The 17,122-nt window shown below is 69.7% G+C and carries 15 protein-coding genes and 2 pseudogenes; 5 read left to right on the forward strand and 12 right to left on the reverse strand.

The window, feature by feature from the left end; genetic code table 11:
* Positions 1 to 45: 45 nt before the first annotated feature.
* On the forward strand, positions 46 to 2,334 hold the full coding sequence (locus QC826_RS29505; RefSeq protein WP_279763592.1) for a serine/threonine-protein kinase: 2,289 nt from the start codon (positions 46 to 48) through the stop codon (positions 2,332 to 2,334).
* Between the two features lie 3 nt (positions 2,335 to 2,337).
* Positions 2,338 to 2,925, forward strand: coding sequence for a hypothetical protein (locus tag QC826_RS29510; RefSeq protein ID WP_279763593.1), 588 nt, complete (start codon positions 2,338 to 2,340; stop codon positions 2,923 to 2,925).
* Positions 2,926 to 2,929: 4 nt separating this feature from the next.
* Here QC826_RS29510 and QC826_RS29515 read toward each other — a convergent pair whose 3' ends face one another.
* The 3 genes from QC826_RS29515 to QC826_RS29525 all read right to left on the reverse strand — a co-directional run bounded on the left by QC826_RS29515 (position 2,930) and on the right by QC826_RS29525 (position 6,708).
* The gene (locus QC826_RS29515) at positions 2,930 to 4,447 is read right to left on the reverse strand and encodes a sigma 54-interacting transcriptional regulator (RefSeq protein ID WP_279763594.1); all 1,518 of its coding nucleotides are present in this window, start codon (positions 4,445 to 4,447) and stop codon (positions 2,930 to 2,932) included.
* A 129-nt stretch (positions 4,448 to 4,576) separates the two neighbouring features.
* On the reverse strand, positions 4,577 to 6,475 hold the full coding sequence (locus tag QC826_RS29520) for a TonB-dependent siderophore receptor (RefSeq protein WP_279763595.1): 1,899 nt from the start codon (positions 6,473 to 6,475) through the stop codon (positions 4,577 to 4,579).
* On the reverse strand, positions 6,472 to 6,708 hold the full coding sequence (locus QC826_RS29525) for a hypothetical protein (protein ID WP_279763596.1): 237 nt from the start codon (positions 6,706 to 6,708) through the stop codon (positions 6,472 to 6,474). The genes QC826_RS29520 and QC826_RS29525 overlap by 4 nt, the downstream gene beginning before the upstream one ends.
* Before the next feature lie 419 nt (positions 6,709 to 7,127).
* On the opposite strand from QC826_RS29525, the gene QC826_RS29530 reads away from it, so the two are divergent.
* Entirely contained in the window at positions 7,128 to 7,577 is a 450-nt protein-coding gene (locus QC826_RS29530) for a CopD family copper resistance protein (protein WP_279763597.1), read from the forward strand.
* A 2-nt stretch (positions 7,578 to 7,579) separates the two neighbouring features.
* Here QC826_RS29530 and QC826_RS29535 read toward each other — a convergent pair whose 3' ends face one another.
* A complete protein-coding gene (locus tag QC826_RS29535) occupies positions 7,580 to 9,865 on the reverse strand; it encodes a DUF6351 family protein (protein ID WP_279763598.1) in 2,286 nt (761 codons plus the stop codon).
* A gap of 137 nt (positions 9,866 to 10,002) precedes the next feature.
* On the opposite strand from QC826_RS29535, the gene QC826_RS29540 reads away from it, so the two are divergent.
* Positions 10,003 to 11,175: a cupin domain-containing protein gene (locus QC826_RS29540; protein WP_279763599.1), complete on the forward strand. Its 1,173-nt coding sequence runs from the start codon at positions 10,003 to 10,005 to the stop codon at positions 11,173 to 11,175.
* On the opposite strand, the gene QC826_RS29545 is transcribed toward QC826_RS29540, so the two are convergent.
* The 8 genes and pseudogenes from QC826_RS29545 to QC826_RS29580 all read right to left on the reverse strand — a co-directional run bounded on the left by QC826_RS29545 (position 11,154) and on the right by QC826_RS29580 (position 16,399).
* Entirely contained in the window at positions 11,154 to 11,819 is a 666-nt protein-coding gene (locus QC826_RS29545) for a DJ-1/PfpI family protein (RefSeq protein WP_279763600.1), read from the reverse strand. The two genes, QC826_RS29540 and QC826_RS29545, sit on opposite strands and share 22 nt — an antisense overlap.
* Positions 11,820 to 11,901: 82 nt before the next feature.
* A pseudogene (locus QC826_RS29550) lies at positions 11,902 to 12,855 on the reverse strand (GlxA family transcriptional regulator); the annotation flags it as partial.
* A gap of 133 nt (positions 12,856 to 12,988) precedes the next feature.
* Positions 12,989 to 13,270 (reverse strand): type II toxin-antitoxin system RelE/ParE family toxin, encoded by a 282-nt coding sequence (locus QC826_RS29555; protein ID WP_279763601.1) that lies wholly within the window; start codon positions 13,268 to 13,270, stop codon positions 12,989 to 12,991.
* Between the two features lie 9 nt (positions 13,271 to 13,279).
* Positions 13,280 to 13,717, reverse strand: a complete 438-nt coding sequence (locus tag QC826_RS29560; RefSeq protein WP_279763603.1) for a hypothetical protein — start codon at positions 13,715 to 13,717, stop codon at positions 13,280 to 13,282.
* A 106-nt stretch (positions 13,718 to 13,823) separates the two neighbouring features.
* A pseudogene (locus QC826_RS29565) lies at positions 13,824 to 14,042 on the reverse strand (DUF1016 N-terminal domain-containing protein); the annotation flags it as partial.
* 36 nt (positions 14,043 to 14,078) lie between these two features.
* Complete coding sequence (locus tag QC826_RS29570; protein ID WP_279763604.1) at positions 14,079 to 14,597, reverse strand: OmpA family protein; 519 nt, start codon at positions 14,595 to 14,597, stop codon at positions 14,079 to 14,081.
* Positions 14,598 to 14,603: 6 nt separating this feature from the next.
* The gene (locus QC826_RS29575; RefSeq protein WP_279763605.1) at positions 14,604 to 15,869 is read right to left on the reverse strand and encodes a diguanylate cyclase domain-containing protein; all 1,266 of its coding nucleotides are present in this window, start codon (positions 15,867 to 15,869) and stop codon (positions 14,604 to 14,606) included.
* Positions 15,866 to 16,399 carry a YfiR family protein gene (locus tag QC826_RS29580; RefSeq protein ID WP_093389178.1) on the reverse strand — a complete coding sequence of 178 codons (534 nt, stop codon included), beginning with the start codon at positions 16,397 to 16,399 and terminating at the stop codon, positions 15,866 to 15,868. Before QC826_RS29580 ends, QC826_RS29575 begins: the two co-directional genes overlap by 4 nt.
* Positions 16,400 to 16,690: 291 nt before the next feature.
* Between QC826_RS29580 and QC826_RS29585 the strand changes: the two genes are divergently transcribed.
* Positions 16,691 to 17,122, forward strand: a complete 432-nt coding sequence (locus QC826_RS29585; protein WP_279763606.1) for an SRPBCC family protein — start codon at positions 16,691 to 16,693, stop codon at positions 17,120 to 17,122.

The following is a 17,122-nucleotide window of genomic DNA, read 5'->3' on the forward strand; positions in this document are numbered from 1 at the left end:
CTATGTTAAATTTTGCATTCTCTCTCAGCTATCTGGATGCCCCCCTTGCACACCGAGCACCCCAGCCACACCGGCCGCCTCATCTGCGGCCAGTACCGCATCACCGCCACCCTGGGCGACGGCGGCCACGGCAGCGTCTACCGCGCCTGGGACGAACAGCTCAGGCGCGACGTGGCGATCAAATGCCTCAAGCCCGGCAGCGCCCAGCGCGGCGCGGACCTGCTGCGCGAGGCGCGCCGCGCCGCCGCCGTGCGCCATCCCGGCATCATCCCCATTCACGCGCTGGTGGAGGAGGCGGGCCAGTCCTGGCTCGTCATGGAGTGGATCGACGGCGGCGACCTGGCCACCTACCTGGCCGGGCCGCCCCAGCCGCCGCTGCGCTTGGCCGAACTGATGGTCCAGGCCTGCGAGGCGGTGATGGCCATCCATGCCGCCGGCATGCTGCACGGCGACATCAAGCCGGCCAACTTCATGCTCGACCGCTCGGCACGGCTGCGCCTGCTCGACTTCGGCATCGCGCGCCACATCGATCCGGCCGCCACGGTGGACGCCATCGGCCCCACGGCGGGGACGCTGGGCTACGCGGCGCCGGAAAACCTGCTGGGCCAGACGGTGGACGCCCAGTCCGACATCTACGCGCTGGGCCTGGTGTTCTACGAGCTGGCCACCGGACGCAAGCCCTACGACGGCCAGGACGCCATGCAGGTGTACCGGGCCATGCTGTCCGGGCAGGAGCTGGGCTGGACCTATCCGGACACGCTGCCCGCCGCCCTGCGCAAGGTGATCGGCATGATGGCCCAGCCGCTCAAGGCGCGCCGCGCCGCCAGCCTGGACGAGATGCTGCCGCTGCTGCAGGCGCACCGCGCGGCGCTGGCGACGGAAACGCTGCCCAGCCTGCCCGCGCCCGCTTCCGCACCCGCGCCCGCCCCCGCACCGGCACCGGCACCGGCACCGGCACCGGCGTCCGCGCTCGTCCCCGCAGCCGCATCCGCCCCAGCGCCCGCGTCCGCCCCCGCGCCCGCCGACGCCACGGCGCGGTGGCGCCGCGCGCCGGTCTGGCTGCGCCGGCGCCTACCGCCGGGCGCCCTGTTGTTGGCGGCCCTGCTGGCCACGGCGGCGCTGTGGCAATGGACCCGGCCGCCCGTGGCGGCGCCGGCGCGCGCCGTCGAACAGGACGTGCTGGGCGCCGGCGTCGCCGCGCTGCGCCAGTACGACCGCGACGGCGCCATCGACGCCGCCATCGGCCACTTCAAGACGGCGTTGGAGCAGCCCCAGCCCAACCATGCGCTGAAGGCGTGGCTGGCGCTGGCGTATTGCTTCAAGCATGTCAACGACGGCCACGACGAGGCCTTGCTGCTGCTGGCGCAATCGAGCGCCGAGGCCGCCGTGCGCGACGACGACCAGCTGGCCATCGCCCACGCCGCCCAAGGCTGGGTGCGCGAGCTGCGCGGCGACCTGGACGGCGCGCAGCGCGCCTTCGACCTCGCCCTGCGGCTGGACCCGGCCGACCCCTACGCCCTCAACGGCCGGGTGCGGGTGCTGCAGGCGCGCCGCCACGACGCCGCCGCGCTGGCGGCGGCGCAGGCGGCGCGCGCGCGCTACCCGGGCGACCGCCTGTTCAGCGACCTGCTCGGCTTCATCTACTACACCCAGGGCCAATACAAGCTCGCCGAGGAGATGTTTCGCGTCAGCATACAACTGCAAGCGGACGCCGTGTTCGCCTACGCCAACCTGAACGCGGCCCTGCTGCGGCAGGGCCGCGAAGACGAGGCGCTGGAAATGCTGCAACGCGGCCTGCGCATCCGCCCGGCGGGACGGCTGTACACCAACCTGGGCAACGCGCTCTACCAGAAGGGCGACTTCGCCGGCGCGGCGGCCGCCTTCCGGCATGCCGTGGAGGGGCCGCACGGCAGCCCCAACCATTTCCTGCGCTGGGCCAATCTGGCCGACGCCCAGCGCTGGCTGCCGGACCAGCGCGCCGCCGCGCTCCACAGCTACCGGCGCGCGCTGCAACTGCTCGCGCCCGTCCTCGCCCGCGCGCCGGACAACCTGACCCATCTCTCCCGCACCGCCTTGTTCGCCGCCCGCGGCGGCGAGCACGCCCAGGCGCAGGCCGCGCTGGCGCGCGCGCGCGCCCTGCCGGTGCGCGACGGCGACGCCGCCTTCCGCCTGGCCGTGGCCTACGAGCTGGAGGGGGAACGCGCGGCGGCGTTGGAAAATATCAAATTGGCATTACAATTCGGATATTCTTTGCATTTGATCCAACTCGAGCCGGACCTGCTCGCCCTGCGCCGCGATGCGCGCTTCCAACACCTCACCACCCTGAAGGAGTGATCCATGACAACCGCCGCGCAGCACGCCACGATATCGCTGAGCTTCGACTACCAACAGCGCAACCAGCAGTTGAGCTGGCACGCCGTCGAGGACGGCCACAATGCCCGCCACAGCCACGGTCCGCACGCCGGCGGCATGTGGTTCGACCCGGGCACGCAGGTCGACGTGCTGGTCACCGGTGGAACCGTGGAGGAAACCTTGTCGCAGAGCCTGGGCTTCTCCATCGTGCAATGCTGCATCGTGACGCGCCCGCACGCCTACGATCTCACGCGCAACCTTGGCCGCCAATTCGCGCCGCCCTCGCCGTTCGAGGCGCCCCACGGCTTGGTGGCCGCCGTGGTCACGGTGACCGATTTCCAGCCGGAGCGGGCGACGCCCGACGCCGCCGGCCTGCTCTATTTCGGCCGTGCCTACCGCTCGGCCCAGCCGCTCACCGTGGCCGGCGCAGCGGCCGGCCAGGCTTTCCTGCACCGCTGGGAAATGAGCTTTGTGCTGACCGTGCAGATCGTCGACGAGAGGTCCGGGGCGCGCACCTTGCGCGTGTTCACCTACGACCCCGAGACGGAAGTGGGCAACGGCATGAACAGCTGAGGCATCAGCCGGCGCGCGCGCGCAGGTAGGCGCGCAGCAGCTCGGCCGGCACGCGCAGGCGCGCGGCGTGCTGGTCCGGGTCGGCCCGCGCCGCCGCCAGCGCCGCGCCATCGAGGGCGGCCAGGCGGGCGGCGAAGACGGCGTTCTTGCGCATCAGCCCGTACAGGCTGGGGCGGGAAATCTCCAGCGCCCGGGCGGCGTGCTTGACGCACCAGCCGGCCCCTTCCAGGGCGGCGCTGACCCGATCGTCGCCGAGCTGGCTGGGCCTCGGGCGCGCCGGCGCCGGCGCCGGCGCCGGCGGCGCGCCGGCCTCGGGCGGCGGCGCGGCGGCGGCGCGCGGCACGAACAGCTCCTGCGCCATCAAGGACAGCTCCGTCAGCTCGCCGCCGTCCAGCAGCAGGCTGGCGCGCCGGATCACGTGTTGCAGCTGGCGCACGTTGCCTGGCCAGTCGAAGCGGAACACATGGTCGAGGAACCACGCCGGCAGCGCCGGCGCGCCGGCCGCCTTGGGCGCGGGCAGCAGGTTCAGCACCAGCAGGCCGATGTCCTCGCGCCGCTCGCGCAGCGGCGCCAGGCTGATGGGAAAGGCTTCGAGCCGGCGCAGCAAGGGCTGGTTGAAACTCCCCGCGCCCAGCGGCTGGTCGGTGGCGGCAATGATGCGCGCGCGCGCCTGCGCCGCCCGGGTGGCGCCCAGCGGGCGGTACTCCCCCGTTTCCAGCACACGCAGCAGCATCGGCTGCACCACCTCCGGCGTGTTGCCGATTTCATCCATGAAGAGCGTGCCTTCGCCGGCCTCCTCGAACAGGCCGGGGCGTCCCGTGTGCGCGCCCGTATAGGCCCCCCGGAGGGCGCCGAACAGCTCCGCCACGGCGGTCGACTCCGACAACGCCGCCATGTTCACCGACACCAGCGGCGCCGCCCGGCGCGCGCTGCCGGCATGCACGGCGCGCGCCGCCAGCTCCTTGCCGCAGCCGCTTTCGGCCTGCAGCAGCACCGGCAGGTCGTGGCGCGCGGCGTTGAGGATCAGTTCGCGCGCGCGCACCATCGGCCCGCTCACGCCGACCAGGCCACCGACCGGATTGTGGCGCGGCAGCGCGCCCATCCAGTGCAGGCACAGGAACACCACACCGCCCAGCCGCAGCACGACGCCGCGCTCGATCTGCGATGCGTCCAGCCGCAGCGCGCCGTGCAAGGCGGCGCCGTCGGCCTCCACCGCCATCTTGCTGTGCGGCGGCGTCAGGGTCGCGCTGTCGTCGGGGTGGCGCTCCAGGCACAGGTCCGAGCGGCTGATGGCATTGCTCTCCAGCGGCGCGCCGGCCAGTTGGCCGGCCGCGCAAAACGCCGGGGCGAACCGGTTGAGGAGCCACTTGCCGCTCGCGGCCGGGCCGGCGGCCTGCTCGCCGACGCGGGCCAGGTCGGGATGCCACAGGATCGTCAAGGCCATCAGGCGCGACTGGCCCGGCCCGCCCGCTTCGAGGATGGTGGTTTGGGTGGGATCGCGGTTGAGCTTCAATGCAGACATGCCATCATGCTAACCCACGTGGCGCGACAGGCAAGGTTTTCTGGAGAAAATTCATCGTGCGCGGCCGGCATGGGGCGGCGGGCATCCCGGCGTCGCCAGCTCGCCCGGCCACCGCCGGCCCGCCGAGTTTTAGAAGCGATACCTCAGCGTCAGCGCCGCGCTGCGTGGCGCGCCATAGGTGATCGTGCCGTACGCGGCAAACATGCCAAAGTGCTTCTTGTCGAGCAGGTTGTCGATGTTGAGTTGCGCCGAAAGCTGCTTGCTGAAGTCGTAACGGGCCATCAGGTTCACCAGGCTGTACGCCTCCTGTTCGATCTTGCCGTTGCTTGTGGCCATGGAGGTGCGGCCGTCCCAATTGACGCCGCCGCCAACGGTCAAGGCGGTCCATTCCCCCGGCAAGCGGTAGGTGGTGAACAAACGCAGGAGCTTGCGCGGGTTGACGCTGTTGATATCGGCGCCGGCGGCATCTTCCGCATGGTACTGGGTATAGCCGGCACTGGCATTCCAGCCGCGCGCCAACTCGCCCGACATGTCCAACTCAAAGCCGTTGCTGGTCGCCCCCTTGGCGGCGCGGTAGTAGGCCTCGGGCAGCGACGGCCCGGCGCCGTCCCGATCGACCAAACCCGCCTCTTGTCCAAGATTGCCCTGCTTGATCTGGAACAGCGCGAAGGACGCGTTCAGGCGGCCGTCGAATAACTCGCCCTTGAGACCCGCCTCGTAACTTTTGCCGACGATGGGATCGAGGATCTTTCCGCCAAAGTCCTTCAGGTTCTGCGGCTGGAAGATGTCGGTATAGCTCGCATAGGCGGAATAGTTGTCGTTGATGTCGTAGACGAGGCCGGCATACGGCGTCACTTCGCGGTCGTGCTTGAGCGCGTACTCGCCGGCCCAGATGCCGTGGCCGCTCTTGTCGTAGTTGCTCAGGCGGGCGCCGAGTATCACCTTGAGCGGATCGGCGAGCGAGAAGCGGGCCACGCCGTACAGGGCGTCCTGCTTGGTGACGTTGCTTTCGTAGAAGCCCGGCGCGCCCCAGGTCGGCTCGGGGTAGGCGGCGCCGTTCCAGGTGTTGAAATCGCCGACCGGCGGTATCGCGCCGGCGAAATCGGCCGGGCGGCTGCCGGTCTCGAACTTCTGCCGGGAATGCATATAGCCAAAGGCGGCCTCGTGTTTGCGGCCGGCCAATTCGAAGGGGCCGCTGGCGTGCAGGCCGACGTCGTCCTGCTTGGTGCGCGTCTTGTACGAGCCGGCGAACGCGCCCATGCCCAGGCCGCTCAGGCGCTCGGGCACGCCCGACAGATACAGCAGATAGGAATCGGCCTCGCGGTCGCCGTGGCTGTAGCTGGCGCGCACCTTCCAGCCGTTGTCGAACTCGTGTTCGACGTTGGCGAAGAAATTGTCGTAGGCCGTGTTCCAGCGGGTCCAGTCGGCGGCCGAGGTCTTCGAGCGGTCCCAGTCGATCTTCGAGCCGTCGGTGTACCGGTAGGGCAGGCCGCCCCACATCGGCCCTTTCGGATCGGTGGTCTGGCGGTGGAAACCGGCCGACAGCACGGTCTTCGGCGTCAGGTCCGCCTCGACCGTGGCGTACAGCGTCTGGCTTTGGCTCTTCAGCAGCGCGACCCAGCTATTCGCCGCCTGGTACTCGCCGACCACGCGCGCGCGTACCGTGCCGGCCTGGTTGAGCGGGGTGGACAGATCCACCAAGGCGCGGCGCTCGTCCCAGCGACCGACGCCGATCTCCGCCGAGCCCGTCAACTCCCTGCTGCTGGCCCGTTTGCGCACCAGGTTGATCGCCGCCGAGGGATTGCCGGCACCGGTCATCAGGCCGGTGGCGCCGCGCACCACCTCGACCCGGTCGTAGATCGCCAGGCTGCCCTGGACCTCGCCGGAGCTCCACGCCGCGTCCCAGGTCGCGGGAATGCCGTCGATTTGCAGGTTGTCGATATCGAAGCCGCGCGCGGTGAAGCCGGCGCGGTTGGTTTCGTACTGGTTCACCGACACCCCGGTCACGTTGTTGACGACGTCGGTCACCGAGACCAGGCCTGGTCCTCGATGCGTTGCTGCGTCACCACCGACACCGACTGCGGCGTATCGCGCAGCGACATGCTCAGCGGCGTGGCGGTCTTGGTCTTGCCGGTCGTGTAGGAGCCGGTGCCTTCGGTGCTTGCGCCGAATTTTTCGGCGTGGACTTGAATCTGCGGCAGTACCGCCGTGCCCTGTTCGGCAACTTGTGCGTGGGCGGCCAGGGGCATGGCGAGCCCCACACATACCGCCAGACTATCCAACTTGTGACGCCGGTGGGCGCGTGCGTGCATATCCATCTGTTCCCCAATTGACAAGATAAAACAAGAATTGGCTGGCATTCCGCAGGTTCACCGCGTGAGCGGGTGGCGGACAGATGGCTGGCTGACTTAAAGCGTGAATGATAAGCATTCTCATTTAATTGTCAATGAAAAAGAGGAAATAGCGCGAAGCCGTGCCACAGTCGGGCGGCCCGGCAGCCGGCCGCATGCATTTGCCGACGCCGCCGCCGACGCCGCAGGAATTCTTTTTATTGGTCCGGGGAATTGACAATTGTCATTGGAGTTTTCGCGGCCGGCTGGGATGATGCGCGCACGATAAGCATTCTTATCCAGACTGCGGGAGATTGTCTTCCCCCGTCGTAGCCGAAAAGGAAACCCCCATGTCCAACGCCAGCTATCCGGTGCTGCTCACGATCCACCTGTTTTGCGCCTTGATATTCGCTGGCACCGTGTTTTTCGAAGTGCTGGTGCTCGAAGGCGTGCGCAAGCACGTGCCGGCCGAGGCCATGCGCGCGGTGGAGCGCGGCATCGGCCGGCGGGTGCGCTGGCTGATGCCCATCGTCCTCGTCACGCTGTTCAGCGCCGGCTTCGGCCTGGCCGCCCACTACGGCGAGCAGCTGACGCATCCGGCCGGCAATCCCTTCGCCATCCTGCTGATGATCAAGATCGGTCTGGCCCTCAGCGTGTTCGGCCATTTTCTGATCGCCAGCTACTGGCGCATGTGCGAGATCTTCACGGCGCGCCGCTCGCGCCTGTTGCACATCAGCGTGTTCTGCCACGTGGTGCTGATCGTGCTGCTGGCCAAGGGCATGTTCCACATCCAGTTTTAAGCCTAGCGTAAGCCCGCCGCCGCGTAGTCGCACACGCCGTCCGGAAAGATTTTTCGCAGCCACGCCTGCTGCCCGGCCGTGAACGGCGCGCCGGCGCCATAGGTGCCGTCGGCCAGCGCGGTGGCCAGCGGCTTGAGCGCGCACTTGAAGACGTCGCCCTTGATCGACTCGCCGGCCACCATGCGCGGACTGGAAAAGATCGGGAAGGTGCTGGCGCAGGCGCCCGCCGGGTTCTGGTTCAGGATGCCGTCCCACACCGCCGGCCCCGCCGCGATGGTGGCGCCGTTGGCGCCGATGCACTGGTCGGTGAACTCGGCCGGCGCCGCGCCGTCGTCCAGGTGGCGGTCCATCACCGCCATCGCCCGCATCACCACGGCCAGCGCGCTGTTGGTCGAGCCCGTCACCCAGATCACCTGGTTGCGCGCCGCCGCCGGGTTGGCGTCCAGCATGCGCGCGCGCGCCGAGAAGGACTGGCGGGCGTTGTGCATGTTCAGCTCCGCCTCGAGATAGGGGCGCAGGTCGATCAGCGGCATGTCCAGCCGCCGGCCGGTGAACACGTGGCCCGACGCCACGGCCTGGGCGATGGCCGACAGGTCGGCGGCGCGGCGCTGCGCCGGGATGCCGGCCGGATCGCGGCAGGCCGTGCCGCGCCGCATGTTGTTGGCGTCGAAGGGGTCGCCCTTCTCGTCCCAGGCGACAAAGTCGGCCTGCTCCTTCCAGCCGCCGACGCAGGCGTTGATGCGCAGGAACTCGTCGGCCTCGATCCGGCCCTGCGCCAGCGCAGCCAGGCCGTACTGCACGCCCACGTTGTCGATGGTGTTGGGCGCGTGGCCCCGGCGGTCGCTGCCGTAGATGTTGGCCAGGTCGTTCCAGTGCGTCCACTTCACGTCCGCCAGCGCGCCGGGCGGGTAGTGGTAGAACGCCGCCGCCTGCGCGTATCTGCCGTCCTTGTACAACGGGTTCAGCACGGTCGGGATGGCCATCCGCCAGCCGTTGATGCATTCGGTCGCGCCCGGCTGGCCGGAGATGGCGTTGACCGCCGTGTCGCTGGCGTTCATGCCCTCGACCAAGCGCTGCCTGCTCCAGGTCGCCCACGGCGAGGCCGGGTCGAGCGCCACCGCGTCCTTGAAATACTGGCCCAGCAACGGACAGTCGGCAATCGGCGTGGTCTGCGTCACCATGTCCGGAAAGGACTGGATGGGGATGCCGCCGTCGAGCAGCCCGGGGCGGTTCTGCGCGAACAGGTATTGCTGCACCGCGCCGCCGGAGCCGCCCAGCCCCAGCGTGTAGCGCGGCTTGCCGTAGGCCTCGATGAAATGCTCCTTCGTCATCATGGCGGTCTCCTCCGCCAGGCGCATGTTGTAGTGCACGCCGGCCTCGTTGCCGGAGGAACTGACGACGGCGTAGCCCTGGGCCAGGATGCGCGGCATCAGTTGCAGCTCGGAGCCGCTCAGGCCGTTGTTGAACCACATCGCCGTGCCCTGCTGGTGGCCGATGCCGACGCCGCCGCGCAGCCAGTACACCAGCTTGCGGTTCCAGGCCGACTGGTCGAACACCGGCGCGGGGGCCAGCATGGCGATGGTGTACAGGAAGCGGTTGATCGCGCCCGCCTCGACCCGCACCACGAAGGGCACGGCGGCGCCGTTGACGGTGGTGCTGGCCAGGTCGGTCGGCGGGCTGGCGTAGCCGGTGGCCGGGTCGAAGGGCTTGAAGGCGGCGCCGTTGAAATAGAAGTGGCCGATGCGGCTGGCAATGGTGCAGTTCCGGCTGTGGCCGAGCAGTTGGCCGCTGGCCGGATCGAAGACGGGGTGGCCGACGCCGTCGTGGTTGTCGACCAGCGGCTGGCCCAGGCCGGATTCCTGCGAGCGGCAGATGAAGGGTTGCTGCTGCGGCCCGGTGAACAGCGGCCCGCTGATCGGATGGTTGGTCAGCGTGATCGCGTCGAGCAGGTCGTGGCCGCGCGCGCCCCGCGTGTGGCGCACCTCGAGCAGGTTCTTGCCGTCGACCAGGCCGCCGACGACGCCCTCCATCCGTTTGCCGTGCCGCAGCATGGCCGGCGCGACGGGCTTGCCGTTGAGGCGGAAGGCGATCTGTTCGAGCAGCTCGGGCGCCGCCGCCTCGACCTCGATGCGGGCGTCGCCGCCGCTGACCAGTTCCGGCGCGCTGGACAACACGCCGAGCGTGGCGAGCGGCGGGTTGGGCGGCGCGGCCGAGCAGCCGGCCGTGCCGATGGCCACGGCGATGCCGATGATGAAACGCGCCTGCCGCTTGCTGAGCACTTGCATCATGACGTCCCCCCTGGTGTTGGATGCTTATCATTATTGCACCATTTCCATTTGTGTTGATGGAAAGCCGGCCGGCCGCCGGTCTATTCCGCATTTCTTTGATCCAGCGTATATCTTTGCGATTTTGTCGGTGGTAAAACATGGCCCTTTCCCTGACCGTGTCCGCCATGTCCACCTTCACCCTCGCCAACGTCTCGATAGACGACTTCCTCGCCAAGCACTGGCAGCAGCAGCCGCTGGTCATCCGTGGCGGCTTCGAACACTTCGCCGACCCGCTCAGCCCGGACGAGCTGGCCGGCCTGGCCTGCGAGGAGCAGATCGAGTCGCGCCTGGTCTACCGCCGCGGCGGCGAGTGGCAGGCCGAGCACGGCCCGTTCGACTCCTACGAGCGGCTCGGCGAGCGCGACTGGACGCTGATCGTCCAGGCCGCCAACCACTGGGTGCCCGAGGTGGCCGAGCTGGTCAAGCCCTTCGCCTTCCTGCCCAAGTGGCGGCTGGACGACGTGATGATCAGCTACGCCACGCCGGGCGGCGGGGTCGGCCCGCACATCGACCGCTACGACGTGTTCATCTGCCAGGGCTCGGGCCGGCGCCGCTGGCGCGTCGGCGCGCGCGGGCCGCACCGCGAGTTCGCCGCCCACGCCGCGCTGCTGCACTGCGACCCGTTCGAGCCGATCATCGACGTCGAGCTGCTGCCCGGCGACATCCTCTACCTGCCGCCCGGCTTCCCGCACGACGGCGTCACGCTGGAGGCCTCGATGAGTTTTTCGGTGGGCTTCCGCAGCAAGTCGCCCAGCGAGCTGGTCAGCGCGCTGGCCGACCACCTGCTCGACAAGGAGCTGGGCAACGAGCTGCTCAGCGATCCGGGCCGGCCGGCCCACCACCAGCAGGGCCGCATCGACGCCACCGACTTCGCCCGCCTGCGCGCGCAGATGCAGGCCATGCTGGACGACGAGGCGGTGCTGGCCGACGCCGTCGGCGCCATGCTGTCGCGCAACAAGTGCGAGCTCGACCTGCAGCCGCTGCAGGAGCCCTTCGCGCCGGCCGAGTTGCTCGAGTATTGGCGCCAAGCACCGCTGCTGCGCATCGGCGGCCTGCGCTGCTTCTATGTCGACGCCACGGTGGCGGCCGGCGTCTGCTACATCGACGGCACCCGCTACAACTTCGGCCCGGCCTGCCACGGCGCCGTGCTGGCGCTGTGCGACAACGACGAGCTGGACCACGCCGCCCTGGCGCCCTGGCTGGAGCAGCCCGAGCTGGCGCAGGCGCTGGCGCAGTGGGTCAACCGCGGCTACTGGTACTTCGACGACTGAGTCGACGGCGTCCAGTCGTACTCCATCTGGCGCGCCGTGGCGGCGGCCAGCGTGGCGCCCAGCACGCGCTCGACCAGGTGCAGGCTCATGCCGATGCCGGCGGAGATGCCGGCCGAGCTGACGATGCGGCCCTGGTCGACCCACGGCGTGTTCTCGCGGACGTCAATTTGGGGAAACTCGGCGCGCAGCTCGGCGATGTCCTCCCAGTGGGTGGTGGCGGCCAGGCCGTCGAGCAGGCCCAGCTGGGCCAGCAGGGCGGCGCCGGTGCAGACCGAGGCGGTTAGCGCGGCCTGCTCGCTGGCGCGGCGGATCCAGGCCAGGGTGCGGGCGCAGCCGCGCGGCTGCTCGACCAGGCCGCCCGGCACCACCAGCAGGTCGAGCGGCGGCGTGTCGTCGAAGCCGTGGTGCGGCAGCACGCCCATGCCGTGGCGCGCCGCGATGGTGTCGCGCTCGGCGCCGATCAGCGAGACCTTGAAGGCCGACTCCAGGCCGAGCTCGCGCTTGGCGACGCGGGCGGCGACGGAGAACACCTCGAAGGGGCCGGCGAAGTCGAGCACCTCGACGCCGGGGAACACCAAAATACCCACGTGCAGGATCTGCAAACGGGCCTGGCGCGCGGCGATATCCTCGAACTGGTGGTTCATTGCAATTCCTCTTCTGTGGTGGTGGTTGGGTGGGGGAAACGGCGGGCGGCCGGCCGCGCCAGGCGCCGAAGCGCTCGCGGTAGTCGCCCGGGCTGACCTGCAGATAGCGCAGGAAGACGCGGCGCATCACGTCGGCGCTGCGGAAGCCGCAGGCCAGGGCGACCAGCTCGACCGGCGCGGCGTCGGCCTCCAGCCGGCGGCGCGCGTGTTCGAGGCGGCTGCGCTCGACGAACTGGGCCGGCGCCACGCCGGTGTCGCGCTTGAACACGCGGGCGAAGTTGCGCGGGCTCATGGCCGCCAGGCGCGCCAGCGCCTCCACCGACAGGTCGGCCTCGGGATGCTCGACGATGGCCTGCTGGACCCGGCGGATGGCCTCGTCGCGGCCGGACGGGGCCGGCGGCGCGACGCCGAACTGCGACTGGCCGCCCGGCCGGCGCAGGAACATCACCAGCTCGCGCGCGGTGCGCAGCGCCAGCGCGGCGCCGAAGTCGTCCTCGATCATGGCCAGCGCCAGGTCGATGCCGGCGGTCACGCCGGCCGAGGTCCAGACGCCGCCGTCGGCGACGAAGATGGCGGCGCCGTCCACCGTCACCTTGGGGTAGCGGCGCGCCAGGCGCTCGCACCAGTTCCAATGGGTCACGGCGCGGCGGCCGTCGAGCAGGCCGGCCTCGGCCAGCAGCAGGGCGCCGGTGCAGACGGCGCCGAGGCGGCGGGCGCGGCCGGCCTGGCGGCGCAGCGTGTCGAGCAGTTCGGGGCGGGCGCAGCAGTCCTCGATCGCCGCGCCGCCGGCCACCAGCAGGGTGTCGAGCGGCCCCGCCGCGGCGAAGGCGCGGGTGGCGGCGATGGCCAGCCCGGAGGCGGTGCGCAGCAGGCCGGGCCGTTCGGCGGCGATCTCCACCGTGTAGCCGGGCGCGGCGCCGCCCAGCAGCGCCGAGGCGGTGGCGAAGGCCTCCAGCGGCCCGGCCACGTCGAGCAGCTCGACGCCGTCGAAGGCGAACAGGACGATGTGGCGGGTGGCGCTGGGGGCGGGCTTCATGGTGGCGGCGCTTCCTGGTCGGCATTGATATGACGACAACTATAGCGCAGCCGGCGCGTCGTGCGAAAGGACATCCACCCGACGATTCCTGCCAAAAGTGGTTTGGTAGGAATTTGGCTAGGAGGCGAGTCCTTCAAGCGGCGGGCCAATGTCGTGCTGTATGTTTCACCCTCAGAATTTCCACCATGTTCTGCCGTATGCGATAGACGACGATGTAGTGTTCATGCACGACCAGTTCATACGTGCCGTGTTGGCGACCGGCGCGGCCGACATGCGGATGTGTCGCGAGCAGAACGACCTTGTTTTCGATAAGGTTGAGCATTCTGTCGGCGTTCGCCGCACTGCTTTTGGCGATGTGCCTAGCAATTCGAATTAAGTCGTGCGTCGCCTGGATTTTCCATTGAAGGAGCGGCACGTCATGCTCTTACTTCTGCTTGATGGCGGCGCGGATTTGGCGCATGGCCTCGGCGTGCGGGATCGATGGGCTGGGATCGTCGAGCGCTTCTTGAATCTCAGCCTTGAGCCAGCGCGTATAGGCGGCCTCGTCGTCTTCCCGTGGGGCGCCGGCGGAGACGGGTTCACGCATAGGTGCGGGGGCGCGCCGATACTCGAGTGCATTTACATCAAAGTGGACGATGCCTATGCTTTTCAAGTAGTCGGCCAGCGCTTCCAAATGATGAAACAAGCGTGGCCGCCGGCTGCCGCTCGCCGCCAGTTGTCGTTCGCTGGCGTCGTACTTGACGTGTATCCGCCAGCCGTCGTCTTGCCCGATGACATGCGTGCTGTCGACCATTCCAGTCTCGACGAGCTTGAGCAAGGAGGCGTGGTCGATGACCTCGAAAATGGTATTGTCAGAAGGCATATTTCCTCCGCGGGCGTGCATGTCGCTGACGACGATAACTCCCCCACATTATAGGCGGGGCGTACGTCCGCCGTCATGGCCCCGCAGGCCAGACCAGTTATGTCAGGCTTAGTTCCTTGCGAATGGTTTTGTCAGGCTTTTTTGAAATAGCACTACGTTCGAACAACATGGAATTCATGCGCTCCTGTAGTTGACGAGACGACCATTTTTCAAGGCGACATAGCTCGATATAGAAATCGCGCTTCAGCGCATCATCGACGTAAATCAAGGTCTTGATATGCGTCCAGCTGAATTGTCTCCGCAGCGCGGAGACAATTGCCTCGTTTTGTCGTCGCAGTGGCGAATCCGCCCCGGCGCGCCGCTACGGCGCCAGCACGATGATGGCGACGCGGCGGTTCTCGGCGCGGCCGGCGGCGGTGGCGTTGTCGGCGATCGGGCTGCCCTTGCCGTGGCCGATGGCGACGATGTCCTCGCGGCGGATGCCGGCCTCGCTCATGGCGTCGGCCACGGCGTCGGCGCGCTGGCGCGACAGCTTGCTGTTGTAGGCCTCGCTGCCGGAGGCGTCGGTGTGGCCCTCGACGCGCAGGTGGACGATGCCGACCGACAGCAGGGCGGCGCTGACCTTGCCCACCGCCGCCCGGCTCGTGCCGTTGAGCTTGTGCGCGTCGAAGTCGAACAGCAGCTTCTCGGCGAAGCTCAGCTCCCAGCCCTCCTCGGTCTGGCTGAAGCCGAGCTCGCGGAACATGGCCAGCTGGCCGGCGTTGAAGCGCGGCGGCGGCGCCGGCGGCGCGCTCTGGCAGGCGGCCAGGGTCAGCGCGGCCAGCAGGGGCAGCGCGGCCGCCAGCAGGGCGCGGCGGCGGGGTTGGACGGGTGGTTTCATAAGCTCTTATCCTGGAATGGTGTGGGGAGGCCCGGCCACGTGGCGCGAGCCGCGGCGGCGCTGCTTGGCCTGGTACATCGCCTCGTCGGCGGCCAGCAGCATGGCGGCCGGGTCGGCGCCGTGCTGCGGGTACAGCGCCACGCCGATGCTGAGGGAGGTGTAAATGTTGTCGCCGCCGGGCAGGTGGATGGGCTGGGCCATGGCGGCGATGATCTGGTCGGCGATGGCCAGCGCGTCGGCGCCGTGGCGCAGCGGACGCAGCAGGATGGCGAACTCGTCGCCGCCCAGCCGGGCCACCAGGTCGTTGCTGCGCAGCAGGGTCTTGATGCGCGCGGCGATGTTGACCAGCACGGCGTCGCCGGCGGCGTGGCCGTGCTGGTCGTTGATCTCCTTGAAGCGGTCGCTGTCGAGGTAGAGCAGGGCCACCAGGCCGTCCTCGGCGGCGGCCTCGGCCAGCGCCTTGGCCAGCTCGCTCTCGAGCATGGCGCGGTTCGACAGGCCGGTCAGGCTGTCGTGGCTGGCGCGGTGCGACAGCGTGGCGTGCTCCTTCTGCTGGTGGCGCTGCCAGGCCTCGAGCTCGTCGAGCAGGGCGTTGAAGTCGCCGTTGAGCGCGTTCAGCTCGGCGATGCCGGCGTCCGGCACGCGCAGGCCGAAGCTGCGGTCGCAGCGCACCCGGTGCGCCACGCCGGCCAGGTCGCGCAGCGGGCCGGTGATCTCGGCCTGCATGCGGCGCGCCAGGCGCGCCGCCACGGCGATGCTGATGGCCAGGCACAGGCAGACGCAGGCCAGTCCGCTGAGCAGGTACTGCAGCAGGCCGCGCCCCAGCGGCACCAGGCGGATCTGGCCGACCGCCTGGCCGTCGTGCAGCACGGGGAACAGCAGCGGGCTGGGGATCAGCCAGCCGGCCAGGGTCTGTTCCAGCCGGGCGCCGGCGCCGGGCGCGCCGGGCGACCAGCGCGCCAGCACGCGGCCCTCGATGTTGCCGACCTCGAGCTCGGCGACGTCCTCGTGGCCGCCGATCAGCGCCAGCGCCTCCTGCGCCGCCTGGGCGTCGTCGAACACCACGGCCGCCTCCACCGTGTAGCTGAGCGAGCGCGCCACCAGGCGCAGGTTCTGCTCCGAGTAGAAGCGCAGCGCGCCCAGGCCGGCGACGGTCAGCGCCAGCCCGGCCAGCGCCACGGCGATGCAGGCGACGCGGCGGTGCGCCCGGGTCAGCACCTGGTCGAGCGAGGGGCGCGGGCTGTGCGGCGGGTGCGGCGGCAGCGGCGTCATGGCGTGGCCGCCTTGCGCTTGGCCAGCAGCAGCACGTTGGGATGCACCCGCAGGCCGCTGCGGGCGACGGCGTCGAGGTCGACCTCGAAGGCCACCTGGTTGTCGCGGAACTTCAGGCAGAACATGCTGCCGGCGGCGCAGTTGGGGTTGGCCTCGCTGATCGACAGCACCGGCCGGCCGATGACGTGGGCCATCAGGCGCTGGTGTTCGAGCGCGCCCAGCGCGCCCAGGTAGGCGATCTGGCAGGCGCCGGGCCCGTCCTCGTGGTCGCCGACGGCGCGCACGGCGCGCAGGTGGCCGGCGCCGGCCGGATCGAGCAGGGCGTCGGCGTAGCGGGGGGTGCCGAACACGCAGACCAGGGTCTCCGGGTGCGGCGCCGGCCAGCGCACATAGCTGTTGATGCCGGCCACCACGCGGACCACCTCCTGGGCGCGCCTGGCGTCGGCCGCCGGCGCCTGGGCCAGGGCGGCGGGTCCGGCCATGCCCAGCAGCAACAGCGCGGCCAGGCGGAGCGCCGCCGGGCGCGCCATGGCGGACCGGGCGGACCGGGCGGCGGCGTGGCGGACGGGACAGGGTGGTGGGGGCGAGTGGGCGGCCATAGGCGGGGATAGCTGGTTATTGGGTGGACGACGGCCGTCCAGGGGGAGTATCGGCCGATGTTGACGTTTGTTTATACATGATTCCGAAAAAAAAGGTTGCTCCGCCGCCTAGGTGGCAAGGCGGCGAACGCGCCGCCATGATAGCGTGGAAGCGCGCGGCGCATTGCGGTACTATTTCCCGGACAGTCCGAGTTTCGCCCACGAGCCTGGAGGAAGCGCGCCATGAACGATACCGAAATTGTGAGCTCACGCCAGTTCGCCGCGCCGCCGCAGCAGGTGTTCCGCGCCTTCAGCGACCCGGCCATCCTGGCGCGCTGGTGGGGCCCGGAGGGCTTTTCCAACACCTTCAAGGTGTTCGACATGGCGCCGGGCGGCCTGTGGCGCTTCGTCATGCACGGGCCGGACGGCGTCAACTATCCCAACGAGTGCGAGTTCGTCGCCGTCGACGCGCCGGCGCGCATCGTCTTCCGCCATGTGTCCGGGCCGCCGTTCGAGGCCACCCTGCTGTTCAAGGAGCAGGACGGCGGCACCTGGCTGGACTGGACCATGCGCTTCGACAGCGCCGCCGAGTGCGCCCGCATCAGCAAGTTCGCCGTCGAGGCCAACGAGCAGAACCTGGACCGCCTGCAGCAGCAGCTCGACAAGATGGCCTGA

The sequence above is a fragment of the Rugamonas sp. DEMB1 genome, from assembly GCF_029834475.1.
GTDB classification, from domain to species: Bacteria; Pseudomonadota; Gammaproteobacteria; order Burkholderiales; family Burkholderiaceae_D; genus Rugamonas; species Rugamonas rubra.